The sequence below is a fragment of the Ciceribacter sichuanensis genome (genome assembly GCF_024055605.1).
GTDB classification, from domain to species: domain Bacteria; phylum Pseudomonadota; class Alphaproteobacteria; order Rhizobiales; family Rhizobiaceae; genus Allorhizobium; species Allorhizobium sichuanense.
The window spans coordinates 13,814-35,394 of record NZ_JAMXLX010000017.1 but is presented as its reverse complement, the minus strand read 5'-3'; the positions used below and the strand labels follow the sequence as shown (position 1 = coordinate 35,394).

Here is a 21,581-nt window from a genome sequence, read left to right as displayed (position 1 = left end):
CGGCCTGATGCTCCTTCAGAATACCGATGATCTGCTCGTCGCTGAAACGGGAACGCTTCATTCTCTGTCTCCTTCTCCGGAGAACAGACTAACCTCAAACCGAGGACATTCCAGGGGAGCAGGTCACAGGAAGCCAGCGCCTCGAAGCGCAGAAATCGTGTCACGGCTCACTTCCTTGCCGAATACGTTGGACAACTCGCTTCGTGTGATTAGCTGAAGATAGCCCACCGCGGTCAAGACCAGCGCCTCGAACTCCGATAGGATCGTCGCCTCTCCCCTTGTTGGCGCCGAGGACGCACGTATCGTGTCGGCGAAGCGCGGCCGGGTGCGGTGCTGCCAACCGCCAGCAACTGGCACCAGTTCGTAGGGACAATCTCGCAGTTCCTCGACCAGATCGTCAATCAACAAGTCGATGCTGCATTCCCGACCAACGACGCGGGCCAGAGTTTCCCGGGTGACCGGCTCCGCCGAGGCAAAGATCACCGCCTCGACCCGCATCATCCACTCCCGCCAGCGCATCTCGGCCGGAAGATCCTCCAGTTCCCGATCAAACAGACGCTCGTCTGCGTCATGACTCTTCCGGCGGGATGGCTTCGCAGCGGGGGACCCGGCCATGGTCATAGCCCAAAAATTCGAAACGAAGAGCGGCCGGACAATTCACGCACCGCGTCGTGAGCCTCGAGCCGCTCAAACAGGCGGGACGCTGCCCAGCGCGACAGCTGGCCTCCCGGTGATGTCGCGGAGACTGCATCGTCATTAAACAGCTTCCGGATGACGGGTTCAGCCCCTCTCGTCCGAAGCTTTGGGGTCACGGCAACTAGCCGCGCGGCGCGGCGATCAATCTCCGCGGCGGAATGGAGCGCTGCCTCGACGCCATCGACCAGGGCTAGGCAGATTGCCTTCGGATAGGCCGGCTCTCCTGGTCGCGCCCTGCCCCGCCCGCCGATCGTCCGGAAGGCCGGGCTGAATCGCGCGGGCAGGATCAGCGGAACCGGCTTCGGCCACTTCAGCTTCAGCGCCAGCACCACGTCCGCCAAGCCGAGAGAAAGAACTTCGGCGTCTGGGCGAAGGGTCGCGATCGCCGATATCAGATCGGCCACCGCGAGGGGTGCCGCGCGCCCGGACTGGATCGCCGTATCGATGAGATCGGTGATTGAAGCAAGGTCGTCGTCCCATCGGATTGACAACAAGGTCGCCAGTTCTTCCACGAGCGGGGTGCCTGGCATCCGAGATTGACGGGCCAGCAATCGTGTGGCCAAAAACAGCTTTCCGGCCGGCCCTGGATCGCCGTCCGCCGGCGTCAGCAAAACGGCGTCGCGCAGCGCATCTACTTCCTCATTCCGGCCGAGCATCCGAGCGGCGACAGCGGCCGATTTGAGAGCAAGGCGATCGCGCCAGCAGCCGATCCATGATGGGCCAGCGCGGATCAGATCATCGAGCGATTTTAAGGCGATACCGGCCGCAAAGACGGCGTCGCGCTCGTCGATGTCCCGACCGCGCGCCAACGCCCAGCCCGGGAGGCTCGCCGACCACGTGGGTGATGCAATTTGCGCTCTGATGATCGAATCCATGACAGTCAGCATAATTCAGGTGAGCGGTTTATGCCACAAATATCGCAAATAACCGCACGACCTGTCGTCAACAAAAAACGTCCAATAATGTTGCATTATCCGTCATTTGTTTCCTTATATGGAAAGGAAGCGCGGAACATGCCTCTCTCATCGAGCAAAAGGAGAACAGCCGTGAGCTGAGGCTCGCTCTTGCCCAACAAAGAAAGCACAGCCTCTCAAACGCGGCACTAATCAGAAAAAAGCGAAGCGCCTGCGTTCTGCCCAAGACGCATCGTCGCTTCGTTCATCAGGCAATCATGAGAATCGCGATGACCTCTTGCCTCGCGACGGGTGGTGGATGCGCCCCATTCGCCTGACTTTGTCTTGCAGACATGGATGATCACTTCCTACCGGCCATGCCTGCGGCAAAGCTGTTTGGCCTTTGCCCGCTTTCTGCTCTTGCAGGAACGACATGATTTGCGCTTCCTTGATCTCCGAAGATCCATCATTCAATCGGTCAGAATCGGCCGAACTCCCCCATGAGATGGAGGAGATATTTTGGGTTACAGCACTGACCCTTGCGGATTCGCGTCAAAAGTTGGACACTTGGTGCCGCTACTGCCACGAGGATACTCCGCACCCGGTTATCGGTTTCAAGGCTTCGATCCCGCGGCCGAGGCTGCCCCGCCATAGTGATCAGAGCAATAGCCGGATGGCTCCGGTCTTCGGCAATTAGGGTTCAATCTCAAGGCATGAAGACCCGCGGCTCACTGGAAAACTGGAAAGAACACCGGTCTCAGGTCACAAAGACTTTCGGGTAGATTCAACGTGCTTGTGGAGCGTTGAGAGTTCAAATCACTGGACTGTTGTCCTGTGACACACCGATGCAGGGAAAACACCGCCACACCTCTGACCGAAGGGAGGACAGAGTAATGTTAATTCGGGAAATAACGCACAAAAAATGCATCGCATTCATCGCGGAGCAACGCTTGGCGCGACTGGCCTGCGCCAAGGACAATATTCCCTATATCATTCCGATTTACTATGCACATGAGGGAAACCGCCTTTACGTCTTTTCGATGCCGGGCAAGAAACTCGATTTTCTTCGTTCAAATCCGCATGTCTGTCTTCAGATTGATAGGTATCAGGACAAACATAATTGGGTGAGCGTCGTCGTTGACGCCTTGTTCCACGAATTGCCCGACGACGAGCAGGACCATGCTGAGCGGTTGCACGCGTGGTCTCTCTTACAGCGCCATTTCGATTGGTGGGAAGCGGGCGCAACTTTGCTTGGGCCACATCCAGTTCGCGAGTCTTCACCCCACGTTTTCTTTGCACTCGACATAATCGCAGTGAGTGGAAGAGAAGCAAGCGAAGGCGACCCTACTGTCCCCTCTTCTTGAACGGCGATCAAAGCTCGCCTGAGAGATAACCGGTTCAACCACCTGCGTCTTATCGAGCCCATCGGGAATATCCCGCCAGCCGAAGCCGAACAACGTTACTACGCGATGCTGGACGCTCCAGCTATGGCCGCATAACCTAAACCAAACTCGGCGCGGTTCACTTACTTCCATCAAGCGATAGCTTCTCGATGGAATTGACAACCCGGACACTTGCCCCAATTCTGCTGGCACAGGTTTGCGGAGACGAAATCGTTATGAGGAATGATGATCGCCGCAGCGGTGCGTTGTTCCAAAGGATGTCCGACCGTGGAGGGCGGCACAGCAGAAGCCCTGTTTCCTCCATGCGAACGTTCTGGGGCTTGATGAGCGCGTATTGGCTTTCACAGAGTTGGCGCCAGGCTTGGGGACTGACATTCGCGATTTTGGTCCTCACGGCATTATCCGCCAAGGCCAATGTTTGGTTCGCCCTAACCTCGGGCGAATTGGTCAACGCAATAGCCTACTTCCATGATCCAACGACGCCCACCACGCTCACGTCGCTGCTCACCACCGCGACAACCCTTGCCGCAATCGCGATCCTAAGAGACGCAGGGTTCATAGCGGTCCGGCACTTCTTTTCAACCACGCTTCACCGCAAATGGCGTGAGTGGCTCGACCAGCGTTTCAACGAAGCACTGCTCGATTCCAATCATACTCATTTCCATCTCCAACAAATCGGAGCCGACGCGGCAGGATCCGTTATATCCGCGCTGGACAATATCGACCAGCGATTACAGGAAGCGATTAAAGGCATGACGGGCGCCGCCCTGGGGCTTGCGATGGGCATCTCGGGCGTGGTGCTGTCGCTGGGTTTCGTCGGCAGCAAACTCATCGAGACGTCGGTCGACGTCAGAGGGTTCGAGTTTCTGGGTCGGTATGGTAGCGCGTGTTTGACCTTCACGGCGATCGCGATTTACGTGCCGCTCAACACCTTCATCGCAACCAAGCTGGGCAGTGTCCTGCAACGGCTGTCGGCACGTATGCAATGGGCGGAAGCAAGCTACCGCACGGAACTGAACAGACTCCTCCACCGCAGCTTCCACCTTGCCGTTCTCCGTGGTGAAAGGGCTCAGAAAACCGTCAATGAACACAGATATGTCGACATCGACAAAACCTGGGCCAGCCTCAACCGGGTTACCGCCATCTACATGGGATTCGAACTGGTTCACAATTTCATCGGCTCGCGCATTATCGCTTATGCACCTGGCTTGTTCCCTTTCGTGGAAAACAAGCTTAGCCTTCGATCCTACGTCACCGGGGCAGAACTCGCGAATGCACTCATCAGCGATTGCTCGTGGTTCATTCATGTGATGCCCGACATCGCCACGCTCGGGGCAAACGCTCGACGAATAACCGACCTCGCAGATGCGATCGAAACCGTTCAGCGACCCCAGGAGTTTTACGCGCAAACGGGCCCTTCCGAATTTCACTACGAAAAGCAAGAGCCGGCGCTCGGGCTCACACTTCAGCAGATTAGGCTTTTGCATGCGGGAGTCGACCTCCCCTTTTTGTCCGCCGACAATTTACATTTCCCGCCCGGCGAGTGGACTTTGGTCGTTGGCCAATCCGGGAGCGGCAAGACCTCTCTTTTCAGGGCGATTCATGGTCTCTGGGCACATGGTAGCGGCGAGATCACAACGCCAAGGCGTGTAAGAAGCATTTATGCAGCACAGGATGTGAAGCTCCCGGCAGTGCCCTTGAAAGATCTTGTCTGCCTCCCGGAGTCTGCGAGCCGGCACCAAGACAAGAATGTTGTGGCAGCCTTGCAGAAGGCGGGACTCGGCGAGTTTGCCGAAGACCTTTCGAAGGATGGCCATGATGGCCAAAGCTGGGACCAGCTTCTGTCCGGCGGCCAAAAACAAAAGCTCGTCCTTGCCCGACTCCTTCTGTTGCGGCCTGGCCTCGTGTTCCTCGATGAGGCGACGAGCGCACTCGATACAAAGGCGGCGTATATGCGTTCCTCCAGACGATCAAGGATCGTTGCGGAGACGCGACAGTGATTGCAGTCATGCATGATGTTTCGCCGATACAATCGGCAAACGGTGTCGAATTCTTCGACAGTGTGCTCACTATCGAGGGCGGCGTGGCGAAAAAGATAACCATCGCAGCATGGCACAAACCCACAGCGTCGCAATCATGACACCCCCATGGAGCTGATGATGCTCGATAATTTGCGGGGCCGATGCGAGGTCGAGTTGAATCGGGCTGAGGGCTTCACACAGCAGCAAGATCAAAGCTCCGAATCCGTTGGTCAAATGCAATCATGAGGCGTAGAATTATTGTTAGGCGGTAACTGCCGACCGGTGGCGCATCATTCCACCAGCAAGTGGGGGTAAACAGATGCAGCAGTTCGCAGAACCCGGCGATGCAAAGACGCTCGCCCTCGCGATTGTTGAAACCATTTCGGAACCCTTCGTTGTTCTCGACTCCCAATTGCGCGTGGTCGCGGCGAACAGCGCGTTCTTCAAAACGTTCGAAATCGATCCGGCGCGATCCCATGGTATCAGCCTGTTTGACCTCGATGAGCGGCAATGAGACATTCCATTGCTGCGCGAACGTCTGCGCACCGCCATTCCGGAACACCCGTTGATTTCGGGTTTCGAATTCGACCGGGATGTCGCGGGCATCGGGCGGCGGACACTCCTCATGACGGCGCGGACCGTGGACTATGGCCGCTCGTCCGCACCGAATACATTGCTGGCCTTTCGCGACGTCACCGAGGCAAGACGCGCCGAGGCCGAAAGGCAAGCACTCCTGGAACGCACGGAAGACTTGCTGGCTCAACAGCGGGTTCTTTTCCAGGAGATGCAGCACAGGGTGGCTAACAGCCTCCAGATCATCGCCAGCATCCTGATGCTCAAGGCGCGCTCGGTGACGTCGGAGGAGACCCGCCACCATCTGGAGGATGCCCATCAGCGCGTGATGTCGGTGGCAACGGTGCAGAACTACCTGCATCTGACCGATGGCGTCGATGAGATCGAAGTATCGACCTATCTGCAGAAGCTTTGCGAAGGATTGGCCAGGTCCATCATTCTCGACAGCAGGCCAATCATCATCGATGTGAACGCAACCCAATGCACGATCCCGTCGCGCAATGCCGTCAGCATCGGGCTCATCGTCACCGAACTCGTCATTAACGCCGTCAAATATGCATTTCCCGTGGTCACGAGTTCTGCCAGGGTCCTGGTCAGCTATGAAGCGCACGGAACCGATTGGCGTCTCGTCGTTTCGGACAACGGTGTCGGACTGGATGCACCAGATAAGGCGGCGGAGCCGGGATTGGGATCAGTCATTATCGAGGCATTGACCAAGCAGCTCGATGCTCGTGTCGAGATAACGTCGAGCGAGCACGGCATGAGTGTGACCGTTGCCCACGCGACGTTTCATTCGACCTTGAGCACGGCCGCCTGAACATCCAGGTCCATGGATGCGGCCCAAGGCCGTGATCGCGAAACAGATGGATGATCTGGCACGCCAGGCGTCCCAGCACGAGCAATCTGAGAAAAACGGAGCGTTGCCGCAGCTGAGACGCTCCGGCCGAAAGGCCCGATCGGGGCGAAGAAAGATGTGGCCATGAGAATTCGGGCTGGATTTCATATCGAATACGAGTGTGAGAATGAGACGCCGATGCTACTCGTTCTCAAGGTTCATCCCTCGAGACAGAGCGATCTTCGGACGGAGCAGACTCTCACCTTCAACAGAGCGATTCCCGTTCGGGACTATGTGGATGTCTACGGCAATACCTGCACCCGGATCCTGGCGCCACCCGGCAGAACGACGATCTCGACCGAGTTCGAACTGTGTGACAGCGGCTTGCCTGACCTCGTTCCCGAACAGGCCGCCCAGCTCACGATCCAGGATCTACCTGACGACGTGTTGGTTTTCTTGCTCGGAAGCCGGTACTGCGAGACGGACCGGCTGGCCGATTTTGCCTGGATGCGGTTCTGTCAGACACCCCTTGGTTGGCCGCGAGTGAAGGCGATCATTGACTTCGTCCACACGCATATAGCCTTCGACTACAGCAGGGCAGACCCGTGTCGGACTGCCTGTGGCAGCTTCATCGACAGGGCGGGTGTTTGTCGCGACTTCGCTCATCTCGCCATCACACTCTGCCGCTGCATGAACATCCCGGCACGATATTGTAGCGGCTACCTCGGCGATACCGGCGTGGCAAAGGATCGCTACCCCATGGACTTCGGCGCATGGTTCGAGGTCTATCTTGGTGGCCGGTGGTATGCTGTCGATGCGCGTTATAACATTCCCGGTATCGGGCGTATCCTGATTGCAAGGGGCCGTGATGCCACTGATGTCGCGCTATCGACGGCCTTCGGTCCCGCTATTCTGACCCACTTCGAGGTGATCGCACAGGAGATTGTCTAACGTCGACTTTCGGGCCAATCTGGCGGCGCCGATCGATCCATGGATCTGCTGCCATGCTCGTGTCGGCATCCCAATCCAGGAACCATATGCACCATGTCCATTCAAAGAACGAGCTTCTATGTGCTGTTGGCGGTGGTGACCGTCGCATTTCTATGGCTTCTTATTCCCTACTACACAGCCGTTCTATGGGCCGTCATTCTGGCAATCATATTCTTTCCGATCCACAAGCGGCTGGAGGGATTGCTGGGTGGTCGAAGCACCATCGCGGCCTTGCTGACTGTCCTTCTGTGCATCGGCCTGGTCATCCTGCCGGCACTTGCGATACTCGCGTCCCTCATCCAGGAGGGCACAAGCCTCTATCAACGGGTCAGCAGTAACGAAATCGACCTCAACGCCTATCTGTTACGCCTGCAAGAAGCCGTGCCCTCATTCATCAATAACTGGCTGGCCTCGCACCAGCTCGGCGGATTTGCCGAGCTGCGAGCGAAACTCTCGTCTGGCGCCCTGGAAACAGGGCGAACGATAGCAGGCGGCGTCTTGAGCTTCGGGCAAGATACGCTGCAATTTTTTATCAGCATGGGCCTGATGCTTTATTTGTTATTCTTTCTCTTCCGGGATGGCGCCGCCTTGGGCAAGACGCTGCGTCATTCGATTCCGCTGAGCGACGACTACACGCGACAGTTCCTCGACAAGTTCGCGGACGTGGTACGCGCCACTGTGCGTGGTAATGTCATCATTGCAGTCATCCAAGGTGTGATCGGCGGTTTTATTTTCTGGGTCCTGGGAATCGAAGCTGCCCTGCTGTGGGGTGTGATCATGACATTTCTGTCGATGCTACCCGCCATGGGTGCCGCGCTGGTGTGGGTTCCGGCCGCCATCTGGCTTTTTCTCATCGGTGAATGGGTGAAGGGAATGGTCATGGTGGCCGTCGGCGCTCTGATCATCGGATTGATCGATAATCTGCTTCGTCCAACGCTCGTGGGCCAGAGGACGAGGCTACCGGATTACGTCGTTCTCATTTCCACCGTCGGGGGCATCTCGCTCTTCGGCCTCAGCGGCTTCGTCATCGGACCGCTCATAGCCGCGCTTTTCATTTCCGCGTGGTCACTGTTCACGCAGCAGCAGCAACCGCCTGCCGTTTCGGTCAAACCCTGGAAGTCCAAGTGAGTGGCACCGGTCGCTGACCTGCGCGCAGGAAAACCATCGATCAAAGGTCGCCACGATCAGCGATGAAGTCGCCTTTACGCCTCACTCACCAACAAGGAGCATCATCCATCTGATTTCATTATACAGAGAAATGGCCAAATTCTCGCCAGAACAGCCGAGATCAAGTCTCGGATAGCTCGGGCGCAGCCTCCTGGCACGGCGCTCGGGCGTGATCCCTCCGCGCCGCCAGGATCGATCAAGACAGGGGGCCCTCCCTCCTCTGTCGCTGAGGATCATCCGCAGTCCTATCTCGCCAACCTTGCCGATCATGCTCGGGGTTATATAGAAGTTACCAGTTCCATCGATACGCCACAGCCTATGCCTCCAACTGGAAGTATTACGCAGCTCGGTGCAGGCGATCGAAACTGGCTCCCCTTCCCCCGCATCCGCAAACAGTCGGGCTCCACATCACGGCTTATGCCTCCGGCACAGCCGAACGGTGTGCCAAAGCCAACTCCGCCTCAACCATCGAGCGCTACCCCTCCCAGAAGGATCGACAGCTTGATAGCCCTCCCGAAGTCGACTGCCGGAAAGACAGTCGATAGTGCAATCTCTTGACGCTGCTCGGGGACCGAGGAAAAGGCTTACGAAGGTCTCGCCTTCAGAAACCGATGAGCCCTAACGATCGTTAGGGCAGGCAAGCCAAGGGCTGGGGATGCTGAAATCGAGCGTTTCAAACGAAACCCGCCGCAAGATATCTACGTTGACGGCCACTATCTTCGTGGTCGCTCTATCGTGGACAAATGGGCCACGAACAGAAACACCATGGACGAACCGATGCAGCTATTCGGGGAACCAATAGCCCGAGAGCGGCATCTCTTTACCGCGCATACGCATACGATCGCACTGTCATGGGCACCGGGCTATTGATGCGCCCCAGTTCGCTAGACTTCCGTTTTTCCCTTGCGAATCTTGCGCAGCATTTACTGACTTCCTCGCAGTTCAATTTCCAGACTTGTCGCAGCGGGCTAAAACATATTTACCCGACTAGGCGAGCGCAGCCCGTAAAGCCCACGAAAGGCTGGCTTTCCACCGCTCTAAAAAGCAATCCAGCCTCTATTGGGACCGGAATTTTGGTGGTTACAAACGCTGCAACATCCAGTTTCGACAAGAGAAAACGGCCAGAATCAACCAGATAAAAAAACGAATGTTTTTCAGATAGTTACTTCTGTGGTCAGCTGACCACAGAAGTAGATACCGATCCACGATAGCCGATGATGGCGAGCATCATCAAAAGCCGCACCGCACGAGCCTTGTCGCATCATTTCCCGTTATCCCACCTTTAAATTCCCCTGCCCGCTCGCCTTCAACAGCGCCATGACCATCGGGCCCAGCGAAAATTCTCCGCGTTCGCTACGTCGAGTCAGATCCCGCAAATATCCCCCAGCCGAGTTGATGAAGTTGGCTCTCTCCAGAATACACGCAATCGTCGCCGCAGCATTTTCAGGGCCCATCGCCTCGCAAGCATCCTGATACGCCGACGGGCTCACACCCAACATGGAACGAACGACGACTGCGGCCGACATAAGCTCGCGCCAGGTGGAAATTCCTCCCGCCGGTCCGTAATCGCGAATAGTCGGGCACGCTCTCAGGATCACACTGAGCGGAAAGGCCTTTATCTGCTCACCCTCACCTTTGCGGATTTCTCGAAACTTTGCGTCGGGCTCTTTTTCAGAGCCAGGTTCAAGTTCATGGGTGGATTCGGAGTTTGAATTCTGTATGTGCCGCTCATTAAGAGCGGCATTGGTGCTATAATTTTCTGGATTTGGCTGGATTTCCAATCGATTGACTACCTCCTCCCTCAGGAGGTTCATTTCGTCAAGGACAGCAAGAAGGTCGCCGAGCGTCGGGGCGCGCGGAATCCTGCTCACAAGGGCAATGTACGTGTCTTCGACCACCTCCCAATCACCGTTCGCTCCCTCTTCCAAAGCTGCTGTAATCAGCTTCCGGACGTCGCGCCGGCAGATCGTCAGGCTCTCCTTTGCCTTCCGGAAAGCTTCCCGGTCAGCCAGCACCTGCTGCGCCATTATCGCCAGTTCTTCCGAACGCGCCAGGAGGGGAGAGAGGTCGAAGCCAAAGGCCGTCTCGACCTGTCCTGCGCCATCCTTGCGAGCATAACGCTTCCCATTGGCGCTATCCTTTCGGACAATCAGACCTGCGTCCACGAGTATCGCAAGATGCCTGCGTAACGTAGCCCCAGCCATTCCGTGCGCCCGAAGCGCAAGTTGGACATTCGACGGAAATACGATGAGTTGGGAGCCCTGCCGCAGTTCATTACCCGGGAAAAAACTCAACAACGCGTCAAGAACGGCCAAGCTGTTTGATTGAATCCCCAGCAGTTCCATGGCGACCGAAGCGTCCCTGAAGACCTGCCACTTGTCCGCAGTTTTTCCCTGTTTGATATCGGCTGATGCCATCTGGTTGCGCACGAGCGCAAGCGTCATCGGCCGCCGCCCAAAGGGCGTCGTCACATTTCCCGTCTGCATTCTCTTTCACCTTTTTCGCAGGCAAAAGAATTTTGCTCGCCAAACGACGCCGAAGACTCTTGACGAGGATTCGAGGAAATGCGATTCTGTCCTTGCTACAGAGACAAAAGGGCTTCCGCGACGGCGACGTTGTGGGGGCTCTTTTCTTTTGCGGGTTACGCTCCCTGGTTCCGTTGATTTCTTTCGCGATGAGCCTGATACAGAGTTGGCAGCTGCTCAAGCACGAACGTAGCGAAATCCGGCGTCGCCTTCCTGTCGATCGTGATCTCCAGTTTAGACTTGCTCTGCGCTACCTGCGCAATTCTGGTCCCGTCCGGCATCGACATCACCCCCGGAAGCCCACGTGCAACACGTTTCGGCTTGATATGTGCAACGACTGCCTTGAACCGTTCTGCCGACGGCAGCGCCTGCACCTCGTCGGACATCACGTATTTCATCGCATCCGCAGGAGATGAGGCCGCCTCAAGAAGTTCCACCAGTTGCTGCCAACTCGGTCTGCCCACACCGGGAGCCGCACCAATGGCGTCGATCAGTTCCGAGGGCAGGGCGTCAACGAGAATCAGCATCTTTGACAGATTGCTCTTGTCGATCGACATCGCTGCGATAACGATTTCGCGCGGGAACTGCCTATTCAGGCGATGCGCAAAGCGCGCCTTTTCGATAAAGGTGAGGTCCTCGCGTTCATTATTTTCCTGCCCCTGCGCGACGACCAACTGCTCGTCCGTCAGGTCACGCACAACGGCCCGGACAGTTAGCCCCAGTTCCGCAATCGCGCGCAGACGACGGTGCCCAAAGGCAACCTGATATCGAGCCGGGTTATCCGGGTGAGGGCGCACCAATATCGGAACCTGCTGGCCTTGCTCCCGGATGGAGGCAAGCAGTCCATCGATATCGCCCGGCATGCGGTCCCGGATGAAAGACGGTTCGATCACCGATGGATCTAGTTCAATCACAGCCTGACCTTCAGCGAGGCGGCGCTCGATCTCCTCCGCTCGGCCAAGGCGATCATTCTGCTCCCGCAACGCATTACCAATATTTGCGGTCAGCTTTGTCGATGGATCCCGATCCTTCCTCGCCACTCCGAGAAGCGGCATAGAACGGCTCTTGATCTGCCGGTTATCGGTCACCGTGGTGTCGGGCGCATCTGTTGCAACACCGAGGATGTGCTTGCGGCTCATGTGGGTCTACCCCATGCTTTCTTGATCAAAGTCTCGATCTCGTCATTGACGGCGTTCATTGCCTCCAGGGCTCGGTCATAGGTCGAACGCGTGAACTGACCCCGCTCGACTTCAAAGAGGGTCTGGTTCGTCAGGCCGGCGTCCGATACTGCGGTGGTTTTCAGCATCGGAAAATTGAGAACATTTTCCCCGAAGATCGATCGCAGATAGCCCACCATCTGGTTCTGCGGCCCGTCGCTCGGTTCGAAGCGGGTGATCAGATAGCGCATCCAGTTGAACTTGAACTGCGCTCCGGCGTTCTCGATCTCTCGCAGAAGGTTCGATGTCATTGCCAGAAACTGGTTCATGGACATCACATCCAGCATCTGCGGATGAACCGTGACGAGGATTGACGTCGCGGCCGTCAATGCCGAAAGCGTGAGATACCCGAGTTGGGGAGGGCAGTCGATCACGACGACGTCGTAGTTATCAGCGATGTCTTCGATAACCTGGCTAATCCGACCGTAGAAGAGCGTATCCCCCTCCTTGCGCTTCATCAGCGCGCGGGGAGTGTCGTGCTCGAACTCCATAAGCTCGAGATTACCGGGGATCAGGTGAAGATCGGGAATGTATGTTCCGCGAACGACCTGTTCGATCGGCACCTGTTCGTCATCGTACCTTATCGCACCATAAAGCGTTTCATTCGGTCCGACGTCAGTCTCGGGTTGACTGCCGAAAAGTGCGGAAAGGCTGGCCTGGGGGTCGAGATCAATGGCAAGGATCCGATAACCACGCATCGCCAGATATTGAGCCAAGTGCGCGGCGGTCGTCGTCTTGCCGGACCCGCCCTTGAAATTCATTACAGAAATGACCTGGAGTTGCTCATCACCCCGACGATGCGGGAGATAGCGCCGATTTCCCCGACCTACCTGATCCATATGCTTGCGGATCGCATGGATATCATCAATCGAGAACGTTCGTCTGCCGCCCGGACTGACACTGACATTCAACTCCGGCATTTCCGAAGCGGTCTGTCGCAGGTAAGACTCGCCAACGCCGAGCAGCTTCGACGCTTCGGACGGTCCGAACGTGCGAATGCTCTTTTCCGCCGTCGGCGGGAAAACCTTGAGATGGTGAGCCTGAAGCTGGCTGGAGAGGGCGTCCGCATGACGCTCCATCAAGGCGGTCAAACCTTCGAATACAGGTGCATCTTTAGCTGCGGCCTTCGCCATCTTAAAACCCGTTTCTTGCCAGTGGCGATATTTTTCGCAAAACCAACAAAGTTTCGCCACTGCCAATTAGCGCCGATTCTGATTTCCGGGCAAGCGCTTTTAGGTTAATGAATGGTTAACGCCAAGAAGGTTGAGGTTCCATACGACCCGAATTTATCTTGCGAAATCTGAGTGTTAACGATCACCCCATCTCGCTCTGCTCGCGATTTGTTTTGCTGTGAATCCCGCAAGCGCTTCCCTTATTCCGGCGAGGAAGCGCTTCTTTAGCCGAGTTATTAGCATAGCCAGACCGCGACTCACACACCACGAGCTTATAGGATCCAACGACTGTAACTTGATTCAAACCCGCGGATTCTTGCCGGTGGCCTTGGCGACAGGAAGAACTCGTGCAGCTCTTCTGCATGTCCCAGCCGCTTGGCATGTTCGACGCAACCCTTGTGCGTCCCACCACCGACTTCGGGAAAGTTTGCCTTACATCCCGCGTGTCGATGAGGTGCCAGAACAGTCAGAGGCCCGAGAGACTGTCCCGGACGCCCTGTCCATCAATAGGCCCTGTGTTTGGTGAATTCGTTCGAGCCAGCCTTGGTACCAAGCTGGATCAGTACCTGCCCATACGATTGATGAGGAATCAGAAGCCTGCCCGAGCACGTATTTACCGCCAGGCGGATTCGTACCGCCCGCCGGCAACATAGGTGTTCAACCTGAACCAAACGCCATATCCAAAGCATCACCTGCGCGTTTAGCCTGAGATCGCTTCGACCTTCGTCTAGATATTGCCCAGCCGTATTCGCGGGCTTTCACAAATGAAAGAGGCGTCCCCGGCGCCATAGAGGGGCCGGGGACGCCCAGCATCAAGGATTAGAGCAGGAAATCGTCCTTGCTCAAATCAAGCACGCCGCTGAGGTGCAGCACGAAGTCCGCATTTCCGTCACCATCGATATCACCGTAGACATAGCTATCCGACCGTGTGGTCTCGTAGCGCAGTTCCCCGGCTTTGTTGGAGAAACCCTCCGCACCGATGAAGCTGAAGCCCTGGTTGCCGGTGGTGCCCGTGTTGGCGTCGATGGAAGAGAAGTCGATCAGATCGCCTTCGGCTCGCGAGAAGTCGAAGATGGTGTCCGTTGCCGACTTGTCGGTAGACATGTCGCTGATCGACCTGAAGACGAAGACGTCCTGGCCAGCTCCACCATAGAGACGATCGATACCGGCTCTGCCATACAAGATGTCGTTTCCGGCACCACCGACGAGCGCGTCGTCACCGGCGCCCCCGTCGAGCGTGTCATCACCATTACCGCCATAGAGCTTGTCGTCGCCGGCGCCACCATCGAGTTCGTCTTTGCCGGCACCGCCGTTGACAAGATCATCGCCGTCTTCACCAGCAAGGGAATCATCGCCGTCGCCGCCATAGAGGGTGTCGTCGCCGGCGCCACCATAGAGCTTGTCGTTACCGGCACCGCCATCAAGGTGGTCATTGCCTTCGTCGCCCATCAGCAGGTCGTCGCCTTCGCCACCATAGAGCCGGTCGTCGCCGGCGCCACCGTAGAGCTTGTCGTTGCCGGCACCACCGTTGAGGATGTCGTTGCCTTCATCGCCCATCAGAATGTCGTCGCCTTCGCCACCATAGAGCTTGTCGTCACCGGCACCGCCGTAGAGCTTGTCGTTGCCGCCTTCGCCCATGAGGATGTCGTTGCCTTCGTCGCCCATTAGAATGTCGTCGCCATCGCCACCAGACAGGGTGTCGTCGCCGGCGCCACCATAGAGCTTGTCGTTGCCGGCACCGCCATAGAGCCTGTCATGACCATCGTCGCCCATCAGCAGGTCATCGCCGTCACCGCCATACAGGCTGTCGTCGCCGTCACCGCCATAGAGTTTGTCGTTGCCAGCGCCGCCGTAAAGTGTGTCGTTGCCCTCGTCACCCGTCAGGATGTCGTCGCCGTCATTGCCATAGATCAGGTCATTACCAGCCCCACCATGCAGCACATCGTTGCCGCCACGACCGAAGATACGGTCGTCACCGCCTGTGCCCTGGATGAGATCTACACCCGGAGTGCCTTCGATGGTGCCCATCGGCGCCTTGTCGGCATCGACGACGACGCTGACCGTTGCGACATCCGTTCCGCCCTTGCCGTCAGAAACGGTGTAGCTGAACTGAGCGACACCGTGGAAACCGGGCGTTGGCTTGAAGACGATGTTACCGTTGCTGTCGAGTTCAACGGTACCGCCGGTAATGGCTTCGACCGAGCTGATAACCAGTGCATCGGCATTGGCATCACTGTCGTTTGCCAGTAGGGCCGCAGCCGCGATCAGAAGAGCGGTACCGAAGCCGGTACGGAAGCCTTCGTCGTTACCTGCAACGGGTGCGGTATTCGGCTGCGACGGAACGTTGTCCAGGCCGACGACGGTCACTTTGTCGAATGACAGGCCCGCATTGCCCCAGGAGAACAGACCGACAGTGCCCTTTTGAACCGCATGGCTTTCGATGGCGTAGGAGAAGATCTGATTGCCATCGACCCATGCCTGGATCTGGCCGTCTTTCACTTCTACACGGAACTGGAATTCCTTGTTGCTGGTGTAACGGGCTGGGATCTGGGTGAGGTACTTTTCGACCCCGTCCTTCACCTCGATCAGCTGGAACAGGCTGGTGCCGTTCTGGGCATCAAGCTCGATCTTGTAGTAGTTCTTGGCATCCTGATAGTGGACGAGAATGCCGACGGCGCCGTTGTCCGGGGTCTTCACCGTGGTTTCCACGGCGTAGTTGGTCCATTCCTTCGCCGCCTCATCGGAAATCAGGGCGTAGGTTCCCTTGCGCAGCACGTTCGTGCCATCGCCAAGCGGCGACCAGCCCTTCTGCCAGTCGTCGCTCGCATCAGCGGACGTCCACTTCAGCTCCTTGCTGCTGACATCGGAAAGCTGAACCAGCTTGCCATCGACAACCTTCCAGTCCCCGTACTTTCCACCCTCACCAACACCGTTTTTCTCGCCCTCATCGACTATGGTCCAGCGGCTGGCGAAATTCGCATCCGAGAAGTCATCGCTGAAGAGAATGCGTTCCTTGGAAACGGCATCGACGGTCACCGTATCGCGGGAAACCTTGCCAGCGCTATCGGTGATTTCGAGCGTCACAACCTGATCGCCGGAAGCCGAAAGGGTAACGTCAGCCGTTGCGCCGGTGGCAAGTTCGTTGCCGTTACTGTCGAGCCAGCGCCAGGACACGATGTCGTTCTGTCCATAGCTGTCACCGGCGTTCAGATGAACCGTGACCTGACCGTCATGATCCCGATCCAGAGCCTCGACATCGCGGCCTGCATGGGCCTTCAGGTCGAGCGCGCCAACGAAGACATCATCGAACTGGGAGGACTTCTGGTTGGCAGAGTAGAAGCCGATGGTGCCGCCGGAAAGCGGATTGCTGTCGACTACGGTGCCGAACACCGACTGTCCGTCGAGATAGACGCGGATTTCGCCATCCTTGACAGCGATTTCCAGGCCGGCGTCACGCGCCCACGGGCTACCAGCATTGGTCGTTGCGAGAACCGTTGCAACCCCGTCCTTGACGCGGACGAGTTCGCGGGTGTTGTTCGCCGAGTTGAAGGTCACACGATAGAAGTTGCCCGCATCCTTGTAGTAGAAGACGGCGCCAATCGTGTCCTGATCGGTGGACTTGATCGTGACTTCATAGCGGTAGTTCTGCCAGTTCTGGGATCCGTCGCCAGACCAGACCAGAATGTTCTCGCCGGAGTTCGAGCCCTCATAGACACGACCTTCGGCATCGGCTTCGACTTCAACACCATCGACGCGCTGGGCATAGCTGCCCTTGACCATGTAGTTGCCCGTCAGGCTCGAGGTAGCACCGGCCGTCGTCTTCACGTTTCCAAAGTCATCCGTGACCGCATCGCCGGAGAAGTCCAGCTGGAAGCTGATCTCGGACGGTGCCTCATCCACGATACCGCCGGCCTTCACGCCGCCCAGATCGGCGATTTCCGTACCGGACATGACCTTGTCGGTGAACAGGACGCTGGAGACATAGACGTCGCGGGTTTCGCCGTCTTCATCCGTAAACAGCAGAAGGCCCTTGGACAGATCGATATCGTAGCGGTCGGCATTGCCGGAAGACTGCGTCGTCGTTCCAACCAGATTGCCGTCGATGTACTTCGAGATCAGGACATTCTCGCCCTGACGCTGGATGGTGAAGGCAATGCGATGCCATGCATTGTAAGTGACGCTGCCTTCGTAATCGCCGGCGATACCGATTCCGCCATTGCCGTTGACAAACAGTTCGCCATCGGACTGGTTCTTTGTGTCGGACTGGAGCAAGGACAGCCAGCCACCCGGACCGCCGGGAATGAGAAGGTCGTAAACCAGCGTGTATTCCTTCACGATCGTGCCTTCCGGCACGGGCTGGTTCACTTCCACCTTGAACATCTGGGTGGGAGTCAGAGCACCGATCTTGGTGACGTTGGCGGCGGCACCCTCCGAGGGCTGGGTTCCAGGCTGCGTTTCGGGCGTGGTTGTCGTACCGCCACCGGTCTCGGTGCCGTCAACCGGAACGCCGACCTTGACATCGGTTGTCGGCGTCACGTTAACGCCGCCGTGCGGTGCAAGGCTGCCTTCGCCGTCAACGGTTGTGAAACCGGTTTCATCGGCAACGATCTGCGTGCCGGTCGTACCTTCTGGCAGAGTAATCCCGCCCTTGGAGACGCCGCCGAGCGATGCGACGTCGTCAGCCGTCAGAACCTTGTCGGCAACCGTTACGGCAGACACGACGACCGGAGCGGTCTCACCGTCTTCATCGGCAAACAACAGGATGCCATTATCCGTGTCGAGCGCATAGCGATCGTCGGCAACGCGGGACTGGCGGCCGATTTCGACGCCGTCGACATACTTGACGATCGTGACATTCCCGTCCTTGACCTCATAGGTCAGGACGATGCGGTGCCACTGGTCAAGCGAGATGTTGCCCTGGTAGACGCTCATCGTTCCAAGTGCAGCGGAATTGCCGGAGACCTTGAAGAACATGTCGGCATCGGTGGTGTTCTCGGCGCCGCTCTGGATCAGGGAGATATAGCTCTTCGCCGTACCGGACGGGATCATCATGTCGAAGGCAAGGCTGTAGGATTTCGTCAACCCACCCTCTGCATCACCGAAACCGGCTTTCAACAGCAGGCCTTCCGTACCAGTCGTCGCCGGAACGAGAACCGCATCCATTGCATCTGCCGGATCGGTAGGGGTTGCGGGTTCTTCCGGCTCTTCAGGCGTCGTCGGATCGGTCGGAACCGTTGCGCCCGGGAACGGAGCAATGCCGAAATCCGTCGTCGAACCGTGCACGATGTTAACCGCACCGCTGTTGTTGCCGGTCGTCCAGCCATCTGCATTGCCGTCGTTGAAATTATCGGCCAACAGCGTTTCATCGTTGCGCACGATGATCATGACATCGTCGCTGGACTGTGCACCGGTGGAATCGGTGACCGTAAGCGTCAAGTGATGGCGACCGGCGGAGAGATCGACCGACGGGGTAGCACCGGTGGCGACGACGTTGCCGTCTGCATCCGTCCAGACATAGGTCACACCTGCATCGTTAGCCGGATTGACCGCACGGCCCTCCAGTGTAACAGCCCCGCCGCCATTGCCTTCAACGGTAACGTAGAGGTCGTTGCCGGCCTTGGCGATGGCGTGGAGTTCCGGAGCAGAGGTATCGACCTGCAGCGTCTCTTCCTGGCCACGATAGGGGCCGCTCAGCGTTTCGCGGTCCAGATCTTCGCCGCGGTCGTTGGTCAGGTATTGGTCCTGAAGCGCGAAATAGGTCGAGGTGTAGACCTGTCCATTGTCCGGATCGATCGTCAGCAGACGGATGGCGCCCGAGCCACCGTTTCCGTCCTGGATCTCATTGGCAACGCCGTTCTGGTAGTTCACCAGCATCTGGTAAACAGGGTTGCCGAATTCGTCGTAGGAGACGAGCGTTTCCGCACCGTCACCGAAGATGTGGCCCGAGAAGGTGAAGGTCACGTTCGAGTAGGGCTGCACCAACTCCCGATAGATAGTCTCCCCATCATTGGCGCCTTCGGGCAGCTTGCCGAGACCGTAGTCGTAGCCTGCGCCTTCGCCATAAAGCGGTCCGCCGGTGGAGTCATGACGGCCAGCCCAGTTCATGTAGGCATGGGTTGTCAGCATCACGCGGTGGTCGAGGTGGCCTTCGATCACCTCCTTGGCCCAGCGGAGAACGTCGTCCGAAGGACCGAACTCAATGCTCAGCGCGAGCCACTTCGTGCCATCGGGCGCGGTGAAGGTGTGGTAGTTGTTGGGCGCGCGGTCAGGCTCCATGTCATAGACACCGCCGAAGGTATCGCTGATCTCTGCCTGATGTTCCGGCGAATAGTAGTAGTCCATGCCCGTCGTGGTGTGCGTGCCGGCCGAGCCGCCGACGCCCTGGTCATGGTTGCCCGCCGTCAGCGAATAGGGGATCTTTCCGTTCAGGATGGACAGGGCCTGCGTGACGTTCTGCCACTGCTGGTCGGTGGCGTTGGCGGTAACGTCGCCTACATGGGTCACGAACTGGATGCTGAGGCTGTCCTTGTTGTCGACCAGCCACTGGGTCATCTTGGCGAGGGTCGGAGCGCCAGTCTCATAGGAATAGTCCTGCGTGTCGGGGAGAACTGCGATCGTGTAGGAGTTCTCGCCGGCAACGCGGACACGCACGCTGTCGGTCACGCTCTGGCCATTGCTGTCCGTCGCGGTGATCTTGAGATCGGTGTAACCGAGCGCGTCGCTATAGTCGATCGTAAGCTGACCGTCCTCAATCGAGACATCGGCGACGCTCGGATCGCTGCTTGAAACAGTATAGGTCAGGCCATTGCCGGAAAAAACGGTACCGAGATCGATAACCCGGTCTTCCGCACCTTTTTTCGCAATGTAATCAAGAATTTTGTTCGTGATCGCAGTCATAGGGATTCCTCTTCGCAAGAACCAAAAAAGCTTGGGGGAGGGAATATTGCGGGCCTCAAGGCCACGTAATTTTCCTCGCTTTCCGGACTGACGAACTAGGTAGGCTGCGTGACAAACGTGTGAAAAATACCTTTTCTTAACTATTGAAAATGCCAACGCCCGGTATTGAGAATTTCAATCGCTCGGCGCGTTCGAAACGTCACAAACATGAAAAATACAGCGCCTATAGATCGCCCATCATTTTGGGGGAGACCCTCAGCCGTGAAGTAAAAGAGAAGAGTTCCATTGTCCGTTACACAGCTGCGCGCCTTTCATTTTGTCGCCATGGCAGGCGGATATTCTCAGGCAGCGAGAGAGATATCGATCAGCCAGTCGACGTTGTCTGCCCAAGTGCGCCAGCTTGAGGCATCTTCAGGACTTTCCCTGTTCGAACGCACACCTCGCGGGGTCATTCTGACGCCTGACGGTCGCGCGCTTTATAACATTACGTCGCGCCTGTTTGCCGCGCTTGGACAAGCAACAAACCTTCTGAAATCTCAACGCAGCGGCGCCGGACGATTGCGGGTCTGTGCCGATGGCGTCACCCACGCCCTGCCGATCCTGGCGAAGCTACGCGAGCGGCGTCCAGAACTGAATTTCCAGCTCGTCATCCAGAATTCCGACCGCGTGGTCGAACATCTCCTGCAGCAGCAGGCCGATGTCGGGATCAGCGCCAACCCGCTGCGCGACGAGCGCCTTTACGTCAGGCCGCTCATCAATCTGCGGATCGGCGCCTTCGTTCCCAAGACCCATCCCTGGGCCGAACGCCAGCATATCGACATGGCCGACCTGATGAACTGCCCCTTCGTTCTGCGGGAGCAGGGATCGCGCACCAGGGCGGTCTTCGAGGAAAACCTCGCGGAACACAACATCCGCCTCGGTCCTGTCCTTGAAGTCACAAGCCGCGAAGGCGTGCGTGAAGCCGTGGCCAACGGCTTCGGAGTGGGCGTGATCGTCGATACCGAATTCGGTTACGACAGCCGGCTGCATTATCTGCCGATCCGCGATGCGGCCATCATGATCAAGGAACACCTCATCTGTCTGGAAGAGCGGCGGCGACAGCCGATGATCGCCGACTTCATCACCTGCGCCACCGAAATGTTCGGCTCCTCGACACAGACCACCTGAAGCGCATGACGCGCTCCAGATCATC

12 protein-coding genes and 1 pseudogene are annotated in these 21,581 nt (G+C 57.6%); 7 read left to right on the top strand and 6 right to left on the bottom strand.

The genetic code is table 11. The features are described 5' to 3' along the window. Window positions 1-126: 126 nt before the first annotated feature. Both scpB and NBH21_RS25690 read right to left on the bottom strand, forming a co-directional pair. Window positions 127-615: pseudogene (gene scpB / locus NBH21_RS25695) on the bottom strand (SMC-Scp complex subunit ScpB); the annotation flags it as partial. A 2-nt stretch (window positions 616-617) separates the two neighbouring features. Further along, window positions 618-1,583 carry a DUF1403 family protein gene (locus tag NBH21_RS25690; protein ID WP_250913194.1) on the bottom strand — a complete coding sequence of 322 codons (966 nt, stop codon included), beginning with the start codon at window positions 1,581-1,583 and terminating at the stop codon, window positions 618-620. Window positions 1,584-2,482: 899 nt separating this feature from the next. On the opposite strand from NBH21_RS25690, the gene NBH21_RS25685 reads away from it, so the two are divergent. The 6 genes from NBH21_RS25685 (at window position 2,483) to NBH21_RS25665 (ending at window position 8,539) form a co-directional block, all read left to right on the top strand. After that, on the top strand, window positions 2,483-2,953 hold the full coding sequence (locus NBH21_RS25685; protein ID WP_250913193.1) for a pyridoxamine 5'-phosphate oxidase family protein: 471 nt from the start codon (window positions 2,483-2,485) through the stop codon (window positions 2,951-2,953). A gap of 188 nt (window positions 2,954-3,141) precedes the next feature. Beyond that, window positions 3,142-4,992 carry an ATP-binding cassette domain-containing protein gene (locus NBH21_RS25680; protein ID WP_250913192.1) on the top strand — a complete coding sequence of 617 codons (1,851 nt, stop codon included), beginning with the start codon at window positions 3,142-3,144 and terminating at the stop codon, window positions 4,990-4,992. 340 nt (window positions 4,993-5,332) lie between these two features. After that, window positions 5,333-5,527, top strand: a complete 195-nt coding sequence (locus tag NBH21_RS26205; RefSeq protein WP_342452041.1) for a PAS domain-containing protein — start codon at window positions 5,333-5,335, stop codon at window positions 5,525-5,527. A gap of 9 nt (window positions 5,528-5,536) precedes the next feature. After that, entirely contained in the window at window positions 5,537-6,403 is an 867-nt protein-coding gene (locus NBH21_RS25675) for a sensor histidine kinase (protein ID WP_342452040.1), read from the top strand. A 162-nt stretch (window positions 6,404-6,565) separates the two neighbouring features. Beyond that, window positions 6,566-7,372, top strand: a complete 807-nt coding sequence (locus tag NBH21_RS25670) for a transglutaminase-like domain-containing protein (protein WP_250913191.1) — start codon at window positions 6,566-6,568, stop codon at window positions 7,370-7,372. Between the two features lie 93 nt (window positions 7,373-7,465). After that, window positions 7,466-8,539 carry an AI-2E family transporter gene (locus NBH21_RS25665; protein ID WP_250913190.1) on the top strand — a complete coding sequence of 358 codons (1,074 nt, stop codon included), beginning with the start codon at window positions 7,466-7,468 and terminating at the stop codon, window positions 8,537-8,539. 1,310 nt (window positions 8,540-9,849) lie between these two features. Here NBH21_RS25665 and repC read toward each other — a convergent pair. From repC to NBH21_RS25640, 4 genes are all read right to left on the bottom strand, one after another. Further along, window positions 9,850-11,064, bottom strand: a complete 1,215-nt coding sequence (gene repC / locus NBH21_RS25655) for a plasmid replication protein RepC (protein ID WP_250913189.1) — start codon at window positions 11,062-11,064, stop codon at window positions 9,850-9,852. A 155-nt stretch (window positions 11,065-11,219) separates the two neighbouring features. Further along, complete coding sequence (gene repB, locus NBH21_RS25650; RefSeq protein ID WP_250913188.1) at window positions 11,220-12,242, bottom strand: plasmid partitioning protein RepB; 1,023 nt, start codon at window positions 12,240-12,242, stop codon at window positions 11,220-11,222. Then, on the bottom strand, window positions 12,239-13,453 hold the full coding sequence (gene repA, locus NBH21_RS25645; protein ID WP_250913187.1) for a plasmid partitioning protein RepA: 1,215 nt from the start codon (window positions 13,451-13,453) through the stop codon (window positions 12,239-12,241). Before repA ends, repB begins: the two co-directional genes overlap by 4 nt. An 858-nt stretch (window positions 13,454-14,311) precedes the next feature. After that, window positions 14,312-20,389: a cadherin-like domain-containing protein gene (locus tag NBH21_RS25640; protein ID WP_250913186.1), complete on the bottom strand. Its 6,078-nt coding sequence runs from the start codon at window positions 20,387-20,389 to the stop codon at window positions 14,312-14,314. Between the two features lie 285 nt (window positions 20,390-20,674). Here NBH21_RS25640 and NBH21_RS25635 point away from each other — a divergent pair, with 285 nt between their 5' ends. Next, a complete protein-coding gene (locus NBH21_RS25635; protein ID WP_250913185.1) occupies window positions 20,675-21,556 on the top strand; it encodes a LysR family transcriptional regulator in 882 nt (293 codons plus the stop codon). Window positions 21,557-21,581 lie beyond the last annotated feature (25 nt).